The sequence below is a fragment of the Pontibacter sp. LHS1 genome (genome assembly GCF_058932855.1).
In genome coordinates, this window is record NZ_JBZYWF010000003.1 from 436,149 (window position 1) to 451,957 (window position 15,809).

At 50.7% G+C, this 15,809-nt stretch carries 16 protein-coding genes; 4 read left to right on the plus strand and 12 right to left on the minus strand.

Features of this window, described 5'->3' with window-relative positions; genetic code table 11:
* From AC5FXQ_RS09060 to AC5FXQ_RS09075, 4 genes are all read right to left on the minus strand, one after another.
* Entirely contained in the window at positions 1-558 is a 558-nt protein-coding gene (locus AC5FXQ_RS09060) for a DinB family protein (protein WP_493602144.1), read from the minus strand.
* A gap of 86 nt (positions 559-644) precedes the next feature.
* Positions 645-1,196: a Crp/Fnr family transcriptional regulator gene (locus AC5FXQ_RS09065; RefSeq protein WP_493602145.1), complete on the minus strand. Its 552-nt coding sequence runs from the start codon at positions 1,194-1,196 to the stop codon at positions 645-647.
* A 7-nt stretch (positions 1,197-1,203) separates the two neighbouring features.
* Positions 1,204-2,217, minus strand: coding sequence for a type II restriction enzyme NmeDI-related protein (locus AC5FXQ_RS09070; protein WP_493602146.1), 1,014 nt, complete (start codon positions 2,215-2,217; stop codon positions 1,204-1,206).
* Positions 2,218-2,283: 66 nt separating this feature from the next.
* Entirely contained in the window at positions 2,284-2,571 is a 288-nt protein-coding gene (locus tag AC5FXQ_RS09075) for an acylphosphatase (RefSeq protein ID WP_493602147.1), read from the minus strand.
* A 203-nt stretch (positions 2,572-2,774) separates the two neighbouring features.
* Between AC5FXQ_RS09075 and sdaAA the strand changes: the two genes are divergently transcribed.
* The 3 genes from sdaAA to AC5FXQ_RS09090 all read left to right on the plus strand — a co-directional run bounded on the left by sdaAA (position 2,775) and on the right by AC5FXQ_RS09090 (position 6,679).
* Entirely contained in the window at positions 2,775-3,692 is a 918-nt protein-coding gene (gene sdaAA / locus AC5FXQ_RS09080) for an L-serine ammonia-lyase, iron-sulfur-dependent, subunit alpha (RefSeq protein WP_493602148.1), read from the plus strand.
* Between the two features lie 375 nt (positions 3,693-4,067).
* Complete coding sequence (locus AC5FXQ_RS09085) at positions 4,068-5,243, plus strand: DUF4407 domain-containing protein (RefSeq protein ID WP_493602149.1); 1,176 nt, start codon at positions 4,068-4,070, stop codon at positions 5,241-5,243.
* Positions 5,244-5,422: 179 nt separating this feature from the next.
* On the plus strand, positions 5,423-6,679 hold the full coding sequence (locus AC5FXQ_RS09090; RefSeq protein ID WP_493602150.1) for a pyridoxal phosphate-dependent aminotransferase: 1,257 nt from the start codon (positions 5,423-5,425) through the stop codon (positions 6,677-6,679).
* A 92-nt stretch (positions 6,680-6,771) separates the two neighbouring features.
* On the opposite strand, the gene AC5FXQ_RS09095 is transcribed toward AC5FXQ_RS09090, so the two are convergent.
* Positions 6,772-7,236 (minus strand): Lrp/AsnC ligand binding domain-containing protein, encoded by a 465-nt coding sequence (locus AC5FXQ_RS09095; protein WP_493602151.1) that lies wholly within the window; start codon positions 7,234-7,236, stop codon positions 6,772-6,774.
* A gap of 155 nt (positions 7,237-7,391) precedes the next feature.
* Between AC5FXQ_RS09095 and AC5FXQ_RS09100 the strand changes: the two genes are divergently transcribed.
* On the plus strand, positions 7,392-8,345 hold the full coding sequence (locus AC5FXQ_RS09100) for an asparagine synthetase A (protein ID WP_493602152.1): 954 nt from the start codon (positions 7,392-7,394) through the stop codon (positions 8,343-8,345).
* Positions 8,346-8,446: 101 nt separating this feature from the next.
* Here AC5FXQ_RS09100 and AC5FXQ_RS09105 read toward each other — a convergent pair whose 3' ends face one another.
* From AC5FXQ_RS09105 to AC5FXQ_RS09135, 7 genes are all read right to left on the minus strand, one after another.
* Positions 8,447-9,823 carry a LutB/LldF family L-lactate oxidation iron-sulfur protein gene (locus tag AC5FXQ_RS09105; protein ID WP_493602153.1) on the minus strand — a complete coding sequence of 459 codons (1,377 nt, stop codon included), beginning with the start codon at positions 9,821-9,823 and terminating at the stop codon, positions 8,447-8,449.
* Between the two features lie 150 nt (positions 9,824-9,973).
* The gene (locus tag AC5FXQ_RS09110) at positions 9,974-11,623 is read right to left on the minus strand and encodes a M28 family peptidase (RefSeq protein ID WP_493602154.1); all 1,650 of its coding nucleotides are present in this window, start codon (positions 11,621-11,623) and stop codon (positions 9,974-9,976) included.
* A gap of 33 nt (positions 11,624-11,656) precedes the next feature.
* Positions 11,657-12,142, minus strand: coding sequence for a 2-C-methyl-D-erythritol 2,4-cyclodiphosphate synthase (gene ispF, locus AC5FXQ_RS09115; RefSeq protein ID WP_493602155.1), 486 nt, complete (start codon positions 12,140-12,142; stop codon positions 11,657-11,659).
* 196 nt (positions 12,143-12,338) lie between these two features.
* Positions 12,339-13,439: an alkene reductase gene (locus AC5FXQ_RS09120; RefSeq protein ID WP_493602156.1), complete on the minus strand. Its 1,101-nt coding sequence runs from the start codon at positions 13,437-13,439 to the stop codon at positions 12,339-12,341.
* Positions 13,440-13,738: 299 nt separating this feature from the next.
* Entirely contained in the window at positions 13,739-14,557 is an 819-nt protein-coding gene (locus AC5FXQ_RS09125) for an aldo/keto reductase (protein ID WP_493602157.1), read from the minus strand.
* Positions 14,558-14,616: 59 nt separating this feature from the next.
* Positions 14,617-15,066: a MarR family winged helix-turn-helix transcriptional regulator gene (locus AC5FXQ_RS09130; RefSeq protein WP_493602158.1), complete on the minus strand. Its 450-nt coding sequence runs from the start codon at positions 15,064-15,066 to the stop codon at positions 14,617-14,619.
* Between the two features lie 107 nt (positions 15,067-15,173).
* Complete coding sequence (locus AC5FXQ_RS09135) at positions 15,174-15,614, minus strand: PepSY-like domain-containing protein (RefSeq protein WP_493602159.1); 441 nt, start codon at positions 15,612-15,614, stop codon at positions 15,174-15,176.
* Positions 15,615-15,809: the final 195 nt, after the last annotated feature.

Sequence of the window (15,809 nt, forward strand, 5' to 3'; positions counted from 1 at the left end):
TTAAGCAGCTGCCTGGTTGACGGGTAGCTGCTTTTTTACTTGCAGCGCCTGCTGCAGATGCCGCTCCTGGTGCAGGGCCACAAACTCCAGCGTCTCTCCGATGCGCAGCTTCAGCAGCTTGAAGAACTCAACAGGTATAGCCTTTTTGTTCAGGTTGGCGCTTTTGGCTTTGTTGAGGAGTTGCAGCAGTTCGGTCTGGTGGTCCAGAAACTCCTCCAGCGTCTGGCGACTCAGTTGGCTGTTGTTGGGGTTCATGTGCCGCACGGTTTTGCTTTTTTTGCCATTGTCCGGCCGCACCATATCCAGCGATTTCTTGCCGAGCCAGCTATAGCTGATGCTCTGATGGGCGCTGTTGCCTGAATTTGCCACAATGGCCTTTGCCAGCGCCGGGTTGTAATAGCGGCTGTAGCGGTTCAGGTGCTCCAGGCATTCGAGTATGCTCCAGCTGTCAGGAGCAGGTTTGTAGTTGAGGAGGGAAAGCTCCAGCGGCACAAAAGCTGAGATAACAGTGTGCTTCTGATTTTCGACGGTGCGGGAGATTTGGTCTAAGGCATTCATAGCGTTCATCGTTTTATAGTGTACGCACCAAAGGTATAGCATGGCTTAAGCCCAATCCTTGATGAGCGTCAAGATTTACGAAGAAGTTACCTGATCCGGCTCAGCGTTTCGGGCGACATGCGCAGGTATGAGGCGATGTACTTTTTGGGGATGTGCTGGAACAGGTGCGGACTCCGCTGCATGACGCGCTGCAGGCGCTGCTCCGGCTCCGGCAACAGCAGGTCCACTTCCCGCTCTATCTTGCCGACCAGCGCCTTCTCAAGCTGCTCGTACCAGAAACGTTTGATGTTCGGCCGCTGCTCTATCAATTGCACCAGATCGGCTTTGCTGATGCCTAGCAGTTCACTTTTCTTCAAGGCTTGTATGTAGTAGTCAGAGGGCTTGCCATCGACAAAAGACGGGAAAGACACCAGCAAGGTATGCGGGTAGCCGAAGCCCACGCAGATCTCCTCGTCGGGCAGCGGGTAGTAAATGCGCAGCGCCCCACTCGTAACCAGGTATAGCCCCTGCTCCACCTGCCCCTGCCGTATCAGGAAGTCATACCTATTCAGCTGCACCTTCTTCTTCCAAAGCGGCAGGAAAGCTGCTATATCGTCGGGGGTGAGGTAAGGGATTTGGCTGAGGAGGGAGAGGGGCATGGTGAGGTTAAAAAACTAAGGTCTCCTTGGCTGACTCAGAAATGTCTTCGATCACAGCATCAGTCATAAACTTCAACCTCTTTTCTTTTGCCAGATCCTCAACTGCATTGTAAGAGATAAAAGAACACGAGTGGGACAAAAGCAGTCGGAATACAGGCCTGGATAGCTCCTGCATTACTTTTCCTCTTCTCTCTTCTGGAGCAACGATGTGTGCTTTTATATTTAGGTTCGGTTGCAGTGCCATCAGATCGGCCATCCTGAGTATCCCAGAATAGATTGAAGTAGTATGCTCTACTTCATACGCACGAACAATGGTGCGACCTTTTATCCAAAGCACATCGATGTTTTCAATCGTCCGGATGGTATCAAGGTCGTAATTGAGGGGTAAATCATTTAATACAGAACTTTTCTTGGTCTGCCATACTTCCAAAACTCTACTTCTATCATTTCTTGGCAGCCAGATGCTATATCCCATACGGTCACCAATATCCGCAAGTATTGCCTGAATCTTGATCGAGTCACGCATAAGCGGCACATCGTCCACTGCTTCTCCAATAGTAGTTGAAGTCGGCCCTTTTGTATCAACTGGTAACGGTGGTGCGACTTCAAAAGGAGTGACATCAAAAGGAATAAAGTGATCGATTTTATTGGTCTTGAACTCTCGATCTAATAAATCACAGGCTGCTTGATCATTGATTGGTTTTGAGGATTGCACATACTTGATACTCCAATATTTTCCTCCCGTTTCTGACAGTATAGCCATATCGAAAGGCTTGCAAAACTCAACTTCCCGGATGCTCAAGGTATGCACGTACCGCACCCCATCTTGCCAAGGCTTTCGGTCTGTTAGTTGATCAAGCTTGAAACGTGCGCCACATAAAGTTTTCTTTCCTACTTTAACAGCTAGGTATACCACATCGTTTTGTTGTGGTCCTCTATGTGAGAAACCTGCAACATTGTGATCAATGCAGCTATTGTAGTTTTCAACAGACGTCGAGCAATGGAGGATTCGTGTGCTCATAGTGGCAGTTTAAGCTAATTATGTATAGGATAAAGTTAATGTATAATTATACATCATCCAATTCTTTTACCTCCGCTGCTCAAACCGCTCAAACCCTTTCAGCCCCTCCTTCTCCTCTACCTCCACTTTCTCAACCCGCGCACGGTCGGGACCTTTGTTTGCCCATGCTTCCAATTCTTTCAGTGCTTCGGGTTTTCCTTCTGCCTCCAGGTATACGGTGCCGTCGGGCTCGTTTTGCACGAAACCGTACAGGCCTAGTTCAAGTGCTTTGCCTTGGGTGCTGGCTCTGAAAAATACCCCTTGCACCCGGCCATGTATGCGCATGGCCACACGCTTTTTGTCTTTGTTTTCCATCAGGTATAGGTATAGCTTGTTCACTCAGAAAAACGGAGACAACAGGTATAGGTTGAGGTAAGCAGATGAGCCGGTCGAAACAGAACGATTAACCCCATAAGCCGTGTTATCAAATGGAACGGGATTTTAGCTGATTCCTGAAATTTAGAGTATCTTTAACGCCCCCTCGCGGCAAGCCGCAGGGCAGGTATAAGCCATACGATATGTCATTACTATTCAACGATTTTAAGAGCTGGGAAAAGCATTGCGCTGAAACCGGCGAACCACTATACCAGCCTGTGCTGGAGTACGAAGTAGAACAGAAAGGCCGCACCGAGGAGTTTATCTGGGAGAACATCGCCAAGGCCTATGAGGTGATGAAGGATGCCGTGCAGACCGGCCTCACCGAAGACATGACCTCCCGCTCGGGCATGGTGAACAACAGCGCCAAGAAAGTAGCCAGGTCGCCGGTAACGGTGCTGTCACCGGAGTTTCAGATGCTGGTGTCGCGTGCGCTGGGTGCCAAGGAGGTGAATTCGTGCATGGGCCGTGTAGTAGCTGCCCCAACAGCGGGTGCCTCCGGTATCCTGCCTGGTACCCTTACCACTCTGCAGGAACTGCACGGACTCGAAGACCGCAAGATTCACGAAGGCCTGCTGGTAGCGGCAGGTATAGCCCTGATCATTGAGCAGAACGCCTCACTGGCAGGAGCTGTGGGCGGTTGCCAGGCCGAAACGGGCAGTGCGGCAGCTATGGCAGCAGGTGCGATTGTGTACTGCCTCGGCGGCAACGTGGAGCAGGTGTTCACGGCAGTGGCCATTACCATCCAGTGTATGCTGGGCCTGGTGTGCGATCCGGTGGCGGGACTGGTGGAAGTGCCGTGTATTGTACGCAACGCCAGCGCGGCCGCTATTGCTTATTCTTCATCACAGCTAGCCATTGCTGGTGTAAATGCCGTTATTCCGGTTGACCAGTGCGTGGCCGCCCTCGGCGAAGTAGGCGAAAGCATGGAGCGCAAGTATAAAGAAACAGCCCTCGGCGGACTCGCCAATACCCCAAGAGCACGTGAAATAGAAAAGTTCGTGCTGGTGCAGGATGTGGAGATCTTGCCGGACGAGGACGAGAACAGTGAAGGAGTTTAGGAGTTGGAGAGTTTAGGAATTTGAGAGTTAAGAAGGGATACTTTTCTAACTCCATATAACAGAGAAAGGCAGTGGCTGAAGAGGTCGCTGCCTTTCTTGTTTTAAATTATACCTGATTTCCCCTTGTCTTCATCCTGTGAGCCCTGATTCTGACAATTGTGCACCTGCCTCAATGTGCTTCAAATGCCGGATAAGCCACTGGAATACAGTTGAACTTAAGCAGTTCAGGCAGCTGTTGCCACAGTAACGATGCAGTTCATCACATTTTGCCGGTGTTTCGTCACATTTTGAAGGGCAAATGTATAGTTGTCAGTAAGTTGCGCGTTAATATTGCAAGCTGCCTTTGCGTCAGCTTTAACCTGTACAGGATTTTACATGAAGAAATTTTTTTGGTGGTGCGCCGGTGCCGATGATACTATTCTTGAGAAGTGCTCTAAGTCGGAGCACATAAAATATGCCGGTGTCGGTGCCACTGTTTTATTTACAGGTGTGCTGGCCAGCATATCGGGTGGCTATGCCCTCTACACAGTATTCGATGCGGTACCCATGGCGGTGGCATTTGGCTTGCTATGGGGTGCCGTTATCTTTAACCTCGATCGCTTTATCGTTTCCACTATCCGCAAAGAAGGCAGGTTCTGGAAAGAGCTGCTGATGGTGACGCCACGCATCCTGCTGGCGCTGGTGCTGGCCGTGGTTATCTCCAAACCACTGGAACTGAAGATTTTTGACAAAGAGATACAGGCTGTGCTGAAAGAAAAGCAGGCTGAACTCGCTATACAGCACAAGGCCTTGGTGAACAAACAGTTTGCTGAGGTGGATTCTATTAAATCGGAAATAGCAGGTATACGGGCCGAGGTGGAGGCCAAAGTGCAGGAGCGTAACAAGCTCTATGAAATGGTAGCGGCAGAGGCTGATGGTACTGGCGGTACTGGCAAAATAGGCAGAGGCCCCATCTATGAAGAGAAAAAGCAGCAGTATGACAAAGTAGACGAAGAACTGAAGCTACTGCAGGCCAGTGCAGCCGACAGAATTCTGGTGAAGGAGCAGCGCATTGCCGACCTGATGAAGCAGTACGACAGCACCGTGTCAGAAGGACAGGAAAGCTTCTCGAACTACGATGGCCTGATGGCCAGAATTGATGCCCTGAACCAGTTACCGTGGCTGCCGGTATTTTTTATTACACTGCTGTTCATCTGTCTGGAAACGGCGCCTATTTTTACTAAGCTGATTACCAGCAAAGGCCCTTATGATGATATTCTGAAAGGCGTGGAGCATGAGCGCACGACGCAGGAAATGCATCGGGTGCAGGAGCGCCAGAAGCAATACGATACCCGCCAGGCCGTAGCCGAAGCCAAGTTTGCAGCCCGTCAGGAGTTTGAGATCGAAGCCAAGCGTGAAGAAGAACGCCTCAAGTCGGATGCGCACCTGGATGTAGTCCGCGAATCAGCCGCCGTGTGGCGCGAGCGCAAACTGGCCGATATCAGCCGAAGCCCAAACACCGCCGCCGACATCCTGAATGATGGCGAAGAGAGCAGCTACTATAAGTGGTAAGTTTATTCGAACAATTAACATTTTAAGTTTTAGTCCTTCATTCTAAGTGTAATTCCTGTTATCAGAAGCGCCTGCCAGCTGCAAAAGTCCGGCAGGCGTTTTTTTGTATCCCTTTCAGGTATAGGCTAGGTAAAAATGCCGCAGACTTAGTATCTTGTTGCGTACTAAATAACAGGCGCATGACCGTTTCAAGAATGGCCCAGAACCTCATCGGCTCCGAGATCATCAAGCTCGCCGGAGAGGTTAACGCAATGATTGCGAAGGGGGAGCAGATATGCAACCTCACCATCGGCGACTTTGATCCCAAGATATTTCCTATACCCGGCGAACTGCGGGCAGGTATAGCCGAGGCCTACGCCGAAGGGCATACCAATTACCCGCCTGCCAACGGGGTGGCCGTGCTCCGCAAAGCCGTAGCCGACTTCACCCGCGACCGATTAGGCCTGACCTACTCCGAGAACGATATTCTGGTAGCTGGCGGCTCCCGTCCGCTGATCTACGCCACTTATCTGGCCCTTGTAGACCCGGGTGACAGAGTCGTATTCCCGACGCCGTCCTGGAACAACAACCACTACTGCCACCTCTCGAGCGCAACGCCTGTGATGGTAGAGACCAGCCCCGATAACAACTTCATGCCGACCGCCGACGACGTGGCCGCAAGCCTGAAGGGGGCTACCATGCTGGCCCTGTGCTCACCGCTGAACCCGACAGGCACGATGTTCTCCAGGAAGGACCTCGAAGACATCTGCGACCTCGTAATAGCCGAAAACAAGAGCCGCGGAGAAGGCGAGAAACCACTCTACATCCTCTACGACCAGATCTACTGGATGCTGACCTTCGGCGAGCACAAGCACTACGACCCAGTGAACCTGCGGCCTGAGTTGCGCGACTATACCATTTACATCGACGGCACCTCTAAATGCTTTGCCGCTACGGGTGTGCGTGTAGGCTACGCTTTCGGCCCAACCGTGGTGATCGATAAGATGAAGGCCATTCTCGGCCACGTGGGGGCCTGGGCTCCGAAAGCCGAACAAATGGCAACTGCCCGTTTCCTGCACCAGACTGATGCGGTAGATGTGTTTCTGGATGAGTTCAAACACAATGTGCGTGAGAGTCTGGACCTGCTCTACCACGCCTTCAAAGACCTGAAAAACGAAGGATATAATGTAGATGCCATCGAGCCGATGGGAGCCATTTACCTCTCCGCCAAACTTGACTTAGCCGGTAAAACCACGTCATCCGGGCAGGTACTGCAAACGAGCAAAGACATCAGCTTCTACATCCTCGAAGAAGCCAAGCTGGCTGTGGTACCATTCTCCGCCTTCGGTTCGGCTCCTGAGCTAGGCTGGTTCCGACTATCAGTAGGCGGTGCGTCATTGGAAAGTATAAAAGACTCACTTGGCAGGTTAAGAGAGGCATTGAGGAAGTTGAAGTAAGATGATGCCGCAAGGCACTCCATTTATTAAACCTATAGAAACAGCAGAGCCGCCATTAATCAGTTTGATGGCGGCTCTGCTGTTTCTATATCTTACTCAACTCCCACCGATATCTGTCGGGTGATACTTTCCTCCAGCGAGATGAAGGTTTCGGTGCGGTGTACGCCCGCTATACCCTGAATTTTCACATTGAGCACTTCGCGTAGGTGCTTCGTGTCGCGGCAGATGATCTTGACGAACATGCTGTAGGAGCCCGTGGTGTAATGCAATTCTACAATCTCGGGGATGTTGCGCATCTTCTCTACCACCTCTTTATAAGCCGATCCCTTCTCCAGAAACACGCCGATAAAGGCGCAGATGTCATAACCGATGGCAGCCGGATTGATCAGTAACTGTGCTCCCTGCACAATGCCCATCTCCGTCATTTTTTTCAGCCGGACGTGTATGGTACCGCCTGAAACACCAAGTTCTTTGGCAATATCGGTGTATGCACGGTTGACATTCTGCATCAGCAGGTGCAAAATCTGACGATCAAGTTTATCAATTTGTAAATCCATACCCCTGTATATATCCTGTGTTTTAAAGATTTGTTAAAAATAAAAACTATATATTATTTTATTTTCAACAAATGTATTTAAATGTTAAATAATTTTCAATAAAAATAATGAATAAGTATGTTTGTAATACATCAATTCATTAATAATTAGATAGAATGGAATTGCAAACACTCACAGAACCGACGGCACTGGAAGCTACGATGAAGCACCTAAGCCGCGCATCCCTGCCTAAAGTGCTTCAGGTACAGCAAGGGATTATCCGTGCCACGCACGATTTTATGTTCAAAAAAGGGCTGACGCAGCTGATGCCGCTCATGCTCTCGCCCATCACCGACCCGCTCAACCACGGGGTAGTCGATGCCTCTATTGGCTATGCCGATCAGCGCTGGAGTCTCACCAAGTCGATGATCTTCCACAAGCAACTAGCTTTGGTGAACTCTGAACTGGATAGTCTTTACATCGTGTCACCAAACGTTCGCCTTGAGTTCTCTGACAGAGCAGACACTGGTCGCCACCTGTTCGAGTTCACTCAAGTAGATTTCGAGTTTCGTGGCAAAGACCGCTTCTTTGTGATGGAGTTTATGGAGGAGTTGGTAAACTATATCTTCGCCCGTCTGAACAAAGAAATTCCTGAGCTCCTGATCGAGTTGCGCGGCGAGTTGCTGCCGCAGTATGAAAAGTGGCCCGTCTACCGCACCGAAAAGTTGGAAGCTGCTCTCGGCCCGGACTATGAAAAGATCAAGTCAGAAGAAGCAACAGAACCATTCTGGTTGATCAACCACAAGCGTGAGTTTTACGACAAAGAAGATCCAGGCCGCCGCGGTACCTACCTGAACTATGATGTGATCTGGCCAGAGGGCTTTGGCGAGGGTTTGTCAGGCGCCGAGCGCGAAAACGAGTACAAGCAGATCCTGAAGCGAATGGAGGAAGTAGGAACTAACACGGAAACGTTCAGGCATTATCTGGAAATCGCCAGAGCAGGCTTATTGCCTAAAACTGCTGGTGCCGGTTTCGGTGTGGAGCGTATGACGCGTTTCATCTGCCGCCTGAAAGATGTGGATGAAGTAACGGTGTTTTCGCGCAAGCCATGCACGCCAGCGATTTTTTAAAGGTATAAGGTATGGACGACGGTAATAATAGTAGCTTGGGAGACCAAGCGAATAATGGAACATAAAAGGCCTGCAACGTTGAGTTTGCAGGCCTTTTTGTTTTACTTATTTTCTTTTTCCTTCCAAAGCTGATTGAACGACTTCGGCGCTACTTGCAGCGGCTCTCTTCGCTTGCTCCACGTATCTCTCAGCACTTGCTTCAAAACAAAGTTCTTTACACCCGCAGGCGCCATATTCAGCAGCTTGCGGCTCTTCATGGCTTTGAGCCACAGCTTGAAAGTCGTGCGCTCGCTTTTCTCGGTATAGCCTTGCTCCACACTCTGGCGGCGGTTGAGCAACAGCAGGTTGTGAATGTTGATCTTTACCGGGCACACTGAGGTGCAGGCGCCGCAAAGCGAACTGGCAAAGCTCAGGTGCTTGTTTTCGGCCATGCCGTTGTAGTGTGGTGTAATCACGGAGCCAATCGGGCCACTGTACGTGCTCTCATAGGTATGGCCGCCGATGTTCTTGTATACCGGGCAAACGTTCAGGCAGGCGCCGCAGCGGATGCAGTTCAGCGCTTCGCGCTTCTCTGGCAAGGCCAGCAGCTCGGTGCGACCGTTGTCCAGCAGCACCACATACATCTCCTCCGGACCGTCCTTCTCGTTAGGCTGGCGCGGGCCTGTGAAGATGGTATTGTAAATGGTCAATTGCTGCCCGGTGCCGCTGGTGCTCAGCAGTGGCCAGAACAGATCGAGGTCCATCACGGAGGGCAGGACTTTCTCTATACCAACAATGGCGATGTGCGTCTTCGGGAAAGCAGTGGACAAACGGCCGTTGCCTTCGTTTTCCGTTACAGCGACACCACCAATATCAGCCAGCAGGAAGTTGCCGCCGGTTATACCTACCTCGGCTTCTGTATACTTGGCACGAAGCAAACGACGCGCAGTGGCTACCAGTTCTTCGGCGCTATCGGTTGGGGCGATCTTGAGCTTTTTAACAAAGAGATCTGCAATGTCCTTCTTGGACATGTGCATGGCAGGTGTCACGATGTGGTAGGGCCTTTGCTCGGCCAGCTGTACAATGTACTCGCCCAGGTCTGTCTCCACCGTCTCCACCCCGTTCTTCTCCAGGTAGTTGTTCAGGTGAATTTCCTCTGTCGTCATCGACTTGGATTTCACCACCGAACGGGCACGCTTGCGCTTCATGATCTGCCCGATCTCCTTGAGTGCCTCCTCTGCATTGCGGGCCCAGATCACTTTGCCGCCGCGGGCCGTGAAATTGGACTCAAACTCCATCAGGTACTTGTCCAGGTTATTGATGGCGTTCGTTTTTATAAAAGAAGCCCTTTCGCGGGCGAGCTCGTGATCGCTGTATTGGGTAAGGCCACGCTGCACAGCGGCGTTGTACTTGCCGATGTTGAACTTAATGGTCGAGCGGTGGCCCAGGTCAAATGATTTTGTTTCCGCGTCCTGCAGAAACTGTTTTAGTCTACTCATATAAATAAACCCTGCGGTTTTCCTGAAACGGCTAGAGATCAGGAAGTGCTATTAAAAAGAAAAACACCCTTAAAGTTAGGGTGTTTTCCTCAAAGCTAATAAAAGCGGAATGTTTTTATGTTAAACGGCCGCTGCTACGGGTTTAGTATGTTACTTTTTATTGCTATCCACTACAATGCGGTTGTCGCGGTTGGCCAGTTCCCAGGTCACGTGGAACGCCAGACGGGCGGCTTTCTCAGCTTTCTCGAAGATGATCTTGTCTACCGTGTCAGTTGCCTTGTGGTAGTCGGCGTGCACACCATTGAAGTAGAACACAATCGGAATACCGTGCTTGGCAAAGTTGTAGTGGTCAGAGCGGTAGTAGAAGCGGTTCGGGTCGTTCTCGTCGTTGAACTTATAGTCAAGACGTAGGCCTACGTGCTTCTCGTTTACCTCTTCGTTGATCTGGTGCAGTTCAGAAGAAAGCTTGTCAGCACCGATCACGTAGATATAGTTCTGGTCGTTGGTCTTCTCAGCGTCGAAGTCCATACGGCCAATCATGTCTATGTTGATGTTAGCTACTGTGTTCTCGAGCGGGAAAATCGGGTTGTTGGCATAGTACTCAGAACCCAACAGACCTTTCTCTTCAGCTGTTACCAGCATGAACAAGATGCTGCGGCGTGGCCCCATGCCATCTTTCTTGGCTTGCGCAAAAGCCTCAGCCAGTTCTACAACAGCTACAGTGCCGGAACCATCGTCATTAGCGCCGTTAAAGATTTCACCATCCTCTATACCTACGTGGTCGTAATGAGCCGTTACTACGATCACTTCATCCTTCTTGTCAGTACCCTCGATATAGCCCAGTACGTTGTCAGACGGAAGTGCTTCGCTCTTGCGCTCTGTCTTCACCTTCACGTCCTTCACGGCTGTGAAAGTACCTGGTGTAGGCTTGCCTGCTTTCGCTACGGCGTTGGCGTAGGCCAGCATCTTCTCTGGCGTTGTGCCCAGCAAAGAGGCGCCTACCTGTGGCGATACCATCATGGCTGCTGTAGCTCCGCCCTGTGCGCCGTTGCCCTTCAGGCCGATAGACGGACGCGTCAGGTAATTGCGGTAGCGCTGCGTCATGGTGGTAAATTCATCAGCATTGGTGCCTGTAACTACCAGCACGCTCTTGGCACCACGCTTGGTGGCGGCATTGCGCTTGGTACGGAAGTCATTGCCCCAATCAGAAGCCTTGTCAGTACCACTCAAGAGGAACTTGCCGTCGGCACCTTTGGGCTCGCCGCCCAGCACCACAACCATTTTGCCGGTCACGTCGATGTTGGCGTAGTCGGAGTAGTTGTCAGCGTCTATGCCGTAACCCGCGAATACTACTTCAGCAGTTTGCTCTGTCTGGTACGGTGAAGCACCCAGCACGAAAAAGTCCTGTCCCATCATGAACTTCTGTTTGCCGACCATGATGTAGCCGTCGCCCCACTGGCTGCGCTCCAGCGCTACAGGCTGGTAGTATGGATTGGAATTGTTTTTTACAGGACCAACCAAACCATCTTCCTTAAACTCGCGGGAGATGTACTCGGCAGCCATTTGCAGACCTTTAGAGCCCGTGTCGCGGCCTTCGTACTCGTCTGAAGCGAGTATGTGCAGGTGCTTGGAGAGGTCAGCGGCCGTGATGGTGGCGGCATACTTTGGAGCGGCTTCGCGCAGTCGCTCTGCTTCCGTTACGGGAGCCTCGGCGGTGGTGCTTGTAGTTGTAGGCGTCTGGGCGCAACCTGTGGTCAGGAAGGCTGCCAGCGCATACACATAAAACTTGTTATACTTCATGTCTGTGTTAGGTGAAGGTAAGGTTATGGATGGTTATTGTTTATAGATCAGGACGGTTGCAAAAGCGGCTACGCCTTCCTTTTTGCCCACAAAGCCAAGGTGCTCCGTGGTGGTGGCCTTAATAGAAAGATCATGCTCCGGTATACCCATTACTTTGGCCAGGCAAGCTTTCATATCAGGTATATGCGGGTTCACTTTTGGCTCCTGCAGGCAGATGGTTGAGTCGATGTTGCCGATCTGATAGCCTTCGCGGGAGAGGAGGTGCATCACTTCCTTGAGCAGAATCTTACTGTCAATGCCCTTGTATTGCGGATCTTTGTCGGAGAAGTGAAAACCGATGTCGCGCATGTTGGCGGCACCGAGCAGGGCATCACAGATCACATGAATCAGCACGTCGGCATCGGAGTGGCCCAGTGCACCGTGTGTGTGCGGAATCTTGATACCGCCGAGCCAGAAGTCCAGCCCTTCCTGCAGTTGGTGCACGTCGTAGCCGAAGCCGGTTCTTATTTTAAATTTCATAGTAGGTGTCGAAGGTATAGCAATGCCTTATACGGCAGGTATAAAAAGTAAATATAGCTGCTTTTACCCTTTTGTCATTATGCAGCAGACGCATTTTTCAAGGGTATAGACTCAAATCGTTCGGAAAGGTTTAAAAGCAAAAGCCAGCCACCGTTTTCGGTAGCTGGCTTTTGTAGTGCTAAGTTATAGGAAACGCCTAGGCTTCTACCTCCTCCAGTGTCGGGTAGTCGATGTAGCCTTTAGGACCTGTGGCGTAGAAGGTGCTGCGGTCTGCTTCTGCAAGAGAGGCATTCCTTTCGAAGCGCTTTGGCAGGTCCGGGTTTGAGATGAAAGGTATACCGAAGGCTACCATGTCTGCATCACCCTCTTCGATCACCTGATTTCCCGTTTCCTGCGAGAAGTTCTTGTTGATGATCAGATTGCCTTTGTAGATAGGGCGGTAACGCTTGGCTATGTTCGGCTCGGCAAACGGTACATCTGTAACATCTGTGAAAGGCTCCGACAGGTGCAGGTACGCCAGGTTGTAATCGTTCAGCTTTTCTATGATGTAATCAAACGTTGGGATGGTCTCCTCGTCTATCGTGATGCCGAAAAGTCCGTGCATGCTTGGGTTCAGGCGCAGGCCAACGCGCTCGATCGGCATGACCTCCTGCACTGCGTCCAGCACCTCAAACAGGAAGCGGGCTCTGTTCTCTCTGGAACCGCCATACTCGTCTGTGCGCTTGTTAGAGCAGGTTACAAAGAACTGGTGGAAGAGGTAGCCGTTGGAGGAGTGAATCTCCACACCATCAAAACCTGCTTCCATGGCATTTTTAGCAGCGTTCTTAAAGTCCTGTACCGTTTGCTTTATTTCTTCTACGGTAAGAGCACGAGGAGTAACAGTTGGCTTGAAGCCTTCTTCAGTAAAGGCCTTATCGTTAGGGTTGATGGCCGAAGGGGCCACAGGAAACTCACCGTCCAGCAGGTCGGGGTGTGAGATGCGGCCTACGTGCCACAGCTGCGCAAAGATTTTGCCTCCCTTATCGTGTACGGCCCTTGTAACTTTCTTCCAGCCCTCTACCTGTGTTTCGGTGTAGATGCCGGGTATATTGATATAACCCACGGCCAGCTTAGAAACCGGAGTGCCCTCTGAAATGATAAGCCCCGCCTCTGCCCGCTGCTCATAGTACTCAGCGATCAGGTCAGTAGGCGCCTTTTCATGGTTTGCAGCACGGGTACGCGTCATAGGCGCCATGACCACACGATTTTTCAGCTGCAGGTCATGGAGTTTTATAGATTTTAAAAGTGGTTGTGACATTTTTGAATTGTTAAATGGCTGAATTGTTGTTTTCCGTGCACGATTTGGGAATCGTTAGCCGTCGATATTTCGTGCACGATTCGTACAGGTCGCGACCTGTCCCTACAGGTTGTTATACCCTTATGCCCTCGCTCACGTCCCGTGAGTGTGAGCTTCGGGCGTACTCTGGCCGCTGTTTTTGTACCTTTGGGCACAGGAGGCGGAACGCCACCAAATACCTCACACTCGCGGGACGCGAGCGAGGGTACTTAATGAACTGATAAATCCTAAACTCCTAAACTCCTAAACTTCCAAACTTACTAGTCCCAATCCGGAGAGAAGGGCGGGTTAACCACACGTTGGTGGTCCTTTTTCAGTTGGTCGATCTGGGCAACATCTTCTGCTGAAAGTTCGAAGTCGAAGATGGCGATGTTGTCCCCAAGGCGCTCGACTTTGGATGTTCTAGGTATAGCCATCACGCCGTCTTGCTGCACCAGCCAGCGCAGTGATACCTGCACTTCGTTCTTTCCGTACTTTTCGCCTATACCTTTCAAGACAGGGTTGCCGAGCACTTTGCCTTGCGCGATCGGGCTATAAGCAGTCAGCGAAATACCGTGCTCGCGCAGGTAGGTATAGAGCTTGGTCTGGTTGATCAGCGGATGGTACTCCACTTGATTGGTGATGATGTCAGCGCCGGTTGCCAGCACCTCGTCGAGGAGGGCAGTGGGGTGATTGCTCACGCCGATGTATTTGGTGTAGCCTTTCTGCTGGGCTTCCATCAGCTGGTCCATATACTCAGCTACGGGCACATTGCGGTTTGGCCAATGGATCAGCAAGAGGTCTACATAGTCGGTTTTGAGTTTGCGCAGACTTTCCTCTACCGACGGCATAAAGTCTTTTTTGTACAGGCTCTCCCTGAAAACTTTCGTGGTCAGGAAAATCTTGTCGCGGGCTATACCTGCGTCTTTGATGGCCGAACCCACACCCGCCTCGTTCTGGTAGATCTGCGCCGTATCGATGTGGCGGTAGCCTTCTGAGATGGCGGCGGCTGTGATTTCACGTGCCTGATCATCTGTCAATTGAAAAGTGCCCAAGCCAAGGGCAGGTATAGATGCGTCTTTTATCTGGATATGCTTCATAATATATATTTCAGTTTGTACATCATTTGTGTATACAAATATTATAATAAAAAAATAGCTCAGCCTCTGAGCTTGTCGAGTAATTTGCTCACTAAAACGGCCTCCTCCTGCGTCAGGTTATGGAAACGCTGGAAAAAGGCAGGCATTTGCTCGTCAATCTGTTCAAGTAGTGCAGTGCCTTTCTGTGTCAGTCGTACCTCAATCATGCGGCGATTCGCCTGGCAGATGTCGCGTGTCACGTAGCCTTTCTCAATCAGTTTGTCCACGAGTCGCGTTACGTTGGAGTTGCGGTCAACCATGCGCTCCTGAACCTCTCCAAAGCAAACGGGCTTGGGGTGCTGCCCCCGCACAATGCTCAGTACATTATGCTGCTGCAGCGTGAGTCCAAACTGCTTGAAGAAAGGTATAAACTGCTGGTTCAGCCAATTGTTCGTAAACAACAGGTTAACCACCATCCGACGGTAATCGTCCTTGAAGTCTTTCTGCTGTATTTCGTCTTCTATGCGCATAGGCTGAATGTGGGTACAAAGGTAATGGTGTTGTTTGTATATACAAATGTTATGCCTAAAAAGTTACATGCTACGAATTGCCAGGCTGAAGGGGATGGTGATCAGCATCAGTCCCAGTAGGCTTGGGTAAGCTGCTGGCCTTCTGCTGAAAAGGCTAGCTCAAGTTCTGCTGATTTGCTCTTAAGCACTACCTGGTAGGAGGTAATGTTGTTCCTCACAATGGCATCCGCCTCTTCTATCTTATAACTCGGGTAGTTTTGGGCGATGGAGTTGGCGACAGCTTCTGGTAATTCAGAGGAGTGTAAGTTTCGCTTGTACTGCATAAGCTCACCTGAGTGTCGAAAAAGTGCGCTATGTGCTGCCGCATGCATATTGAAGTCAGCCTCGTAATCTTTACCGCTCCTTTCCCACTCAATATCAAAGGCAAGAGGAAATGTGTTCAGTAGGTTTTGCCGTACCTCCAGCGGCACTTTCTCTGGCAACACATCATCGTCACAGGAAACAAGAAGTCCTGCAAAAAGTGTGATGGTGGCGAATCGTAGCTTCATGATTATGTAATGAAAGGTAACCTGATGATTTTGTCCTAAGCTTAGCATGCAAATCTGAAGAAACTTTGTAGAATGGGTTATTAATGAGCATTCCAGTAAAAAAGCGCAGGGACTATTATTTGTCGGGGGCCAAGGAAGGCTGTTTGCTGGTTGAGCGGCCTTACATGGAATTTAAAAGCCTGAGGTAAAGAACCC

Coding starts and splice junctions, on each gene's coding strand:
- AC5FXQ_RS09065 (WP_493602145.1), bottom strand. CDS start 1,196: ATGCCCCTCTCCCTCCTCAGCCAAATCCCTTACCTCACCCCCGACGAT.
- AC5FXQ_RS09100 (WP_493602152.1), top strand. CDS start 7,392: ATGGAATTGCAAACACTCACAGAACCGACGGCACTGGAAGCTACGATG.
- ispF (WP_493602155.1), bottom strand. CDS start 12,142: ATGAAATTTAAAATAAGAACCGGCTTCGGCTACGACGTGCACCAACTG.
- sdaAA (WP_493602148.1), top strand. CDS start 2,775: ATGTCATTACTATTCAACGATTTTAAGAGCTGGGAAAAGCATTGCGCT.
- AC5FXQ_RS09090 (WP_493602150.1), top strand. CDS start 5,423: ATGACCGTTTCAAGAATGGCCCAGAACCTCATCGGCTCCGAGATCATC.
- AC5FXQ_RS09125 (WP_493602157.1), bottom strand. CDS start 14,557: ATGAAGCATATCCAGATAAAAGACGCATCTATACCTGCCCTTGGCTTG.
- AC5FXQ_RS09135 (WP_493602159.1), bottom strand. CDS start 15,614: ATGAAGCTACGATTCGCCACCATCACACTTTTTGCAGGACTTCTTGTT.
- AC5FXQ_RS09085 (WP_493602149.1), top strand. CDS start 4,068: ATGAAGAAATTTTTTTGGTGGTGCGCCGGTGCCGATGATACTATTCTT.
- AC5FXQ_RS09095 (WP_493602151.1), bottom strand. CDS start 7,236: ATGGATTTACAAATTGATAAACTTGATCGTCAGATTTTGCACCTGCTG.
- AC5FXQ_RS09105 (WP_493602153.1), bottom strand. CDS start 9,823: ATGAGTAGACTAAAACAGTTTCTGCAGGACGCGGAAACAAAATCATTT.
- AC5FXQ_RS09075 (WP_493602147.1), bottom strand. CDS start 2,571: ATGGAAAACAAAGACAAAAAGCGTGTGGCCATGCGCATACATGGCCGG.
- AC5FXQ_RS09130 (WP_493602158.1), bottom strand. CDS start 15,066: ATGCGCATAGAAGACGAAATACAGCAGAAAGACTTCAAGGACGATTAC.
- AC5FXQ_RS09060 (WP_493602144.1), bottom strand. CDS start 558: ATGAATGCCTTAGACCAAATCTCCCGCACCGTCGAAAATCAGAAGCAC.
- AC5FXQ_RS09110 (WP_493602154.1), bottom strand. CDS start 11,623: ATGAAGTATAACAAGTTTTATGTGTATGCGCTGGCAGCCTTCCTGACC.
- AC5FXQ_RS09070 (WP_493602146.1), bottom strand. CDS start 2,217: ATGAGCACACGAATCCTCCATTGCTCGACGTCTGTTGAAAACTACAAT.
- AC5FXQ_RS09120 (WP_493602156.1), bottom strand. CDS start 13,439: ATGTCACAACCACTTTTAAAATCTATAAAACTCCATGACCTGCAGCTG.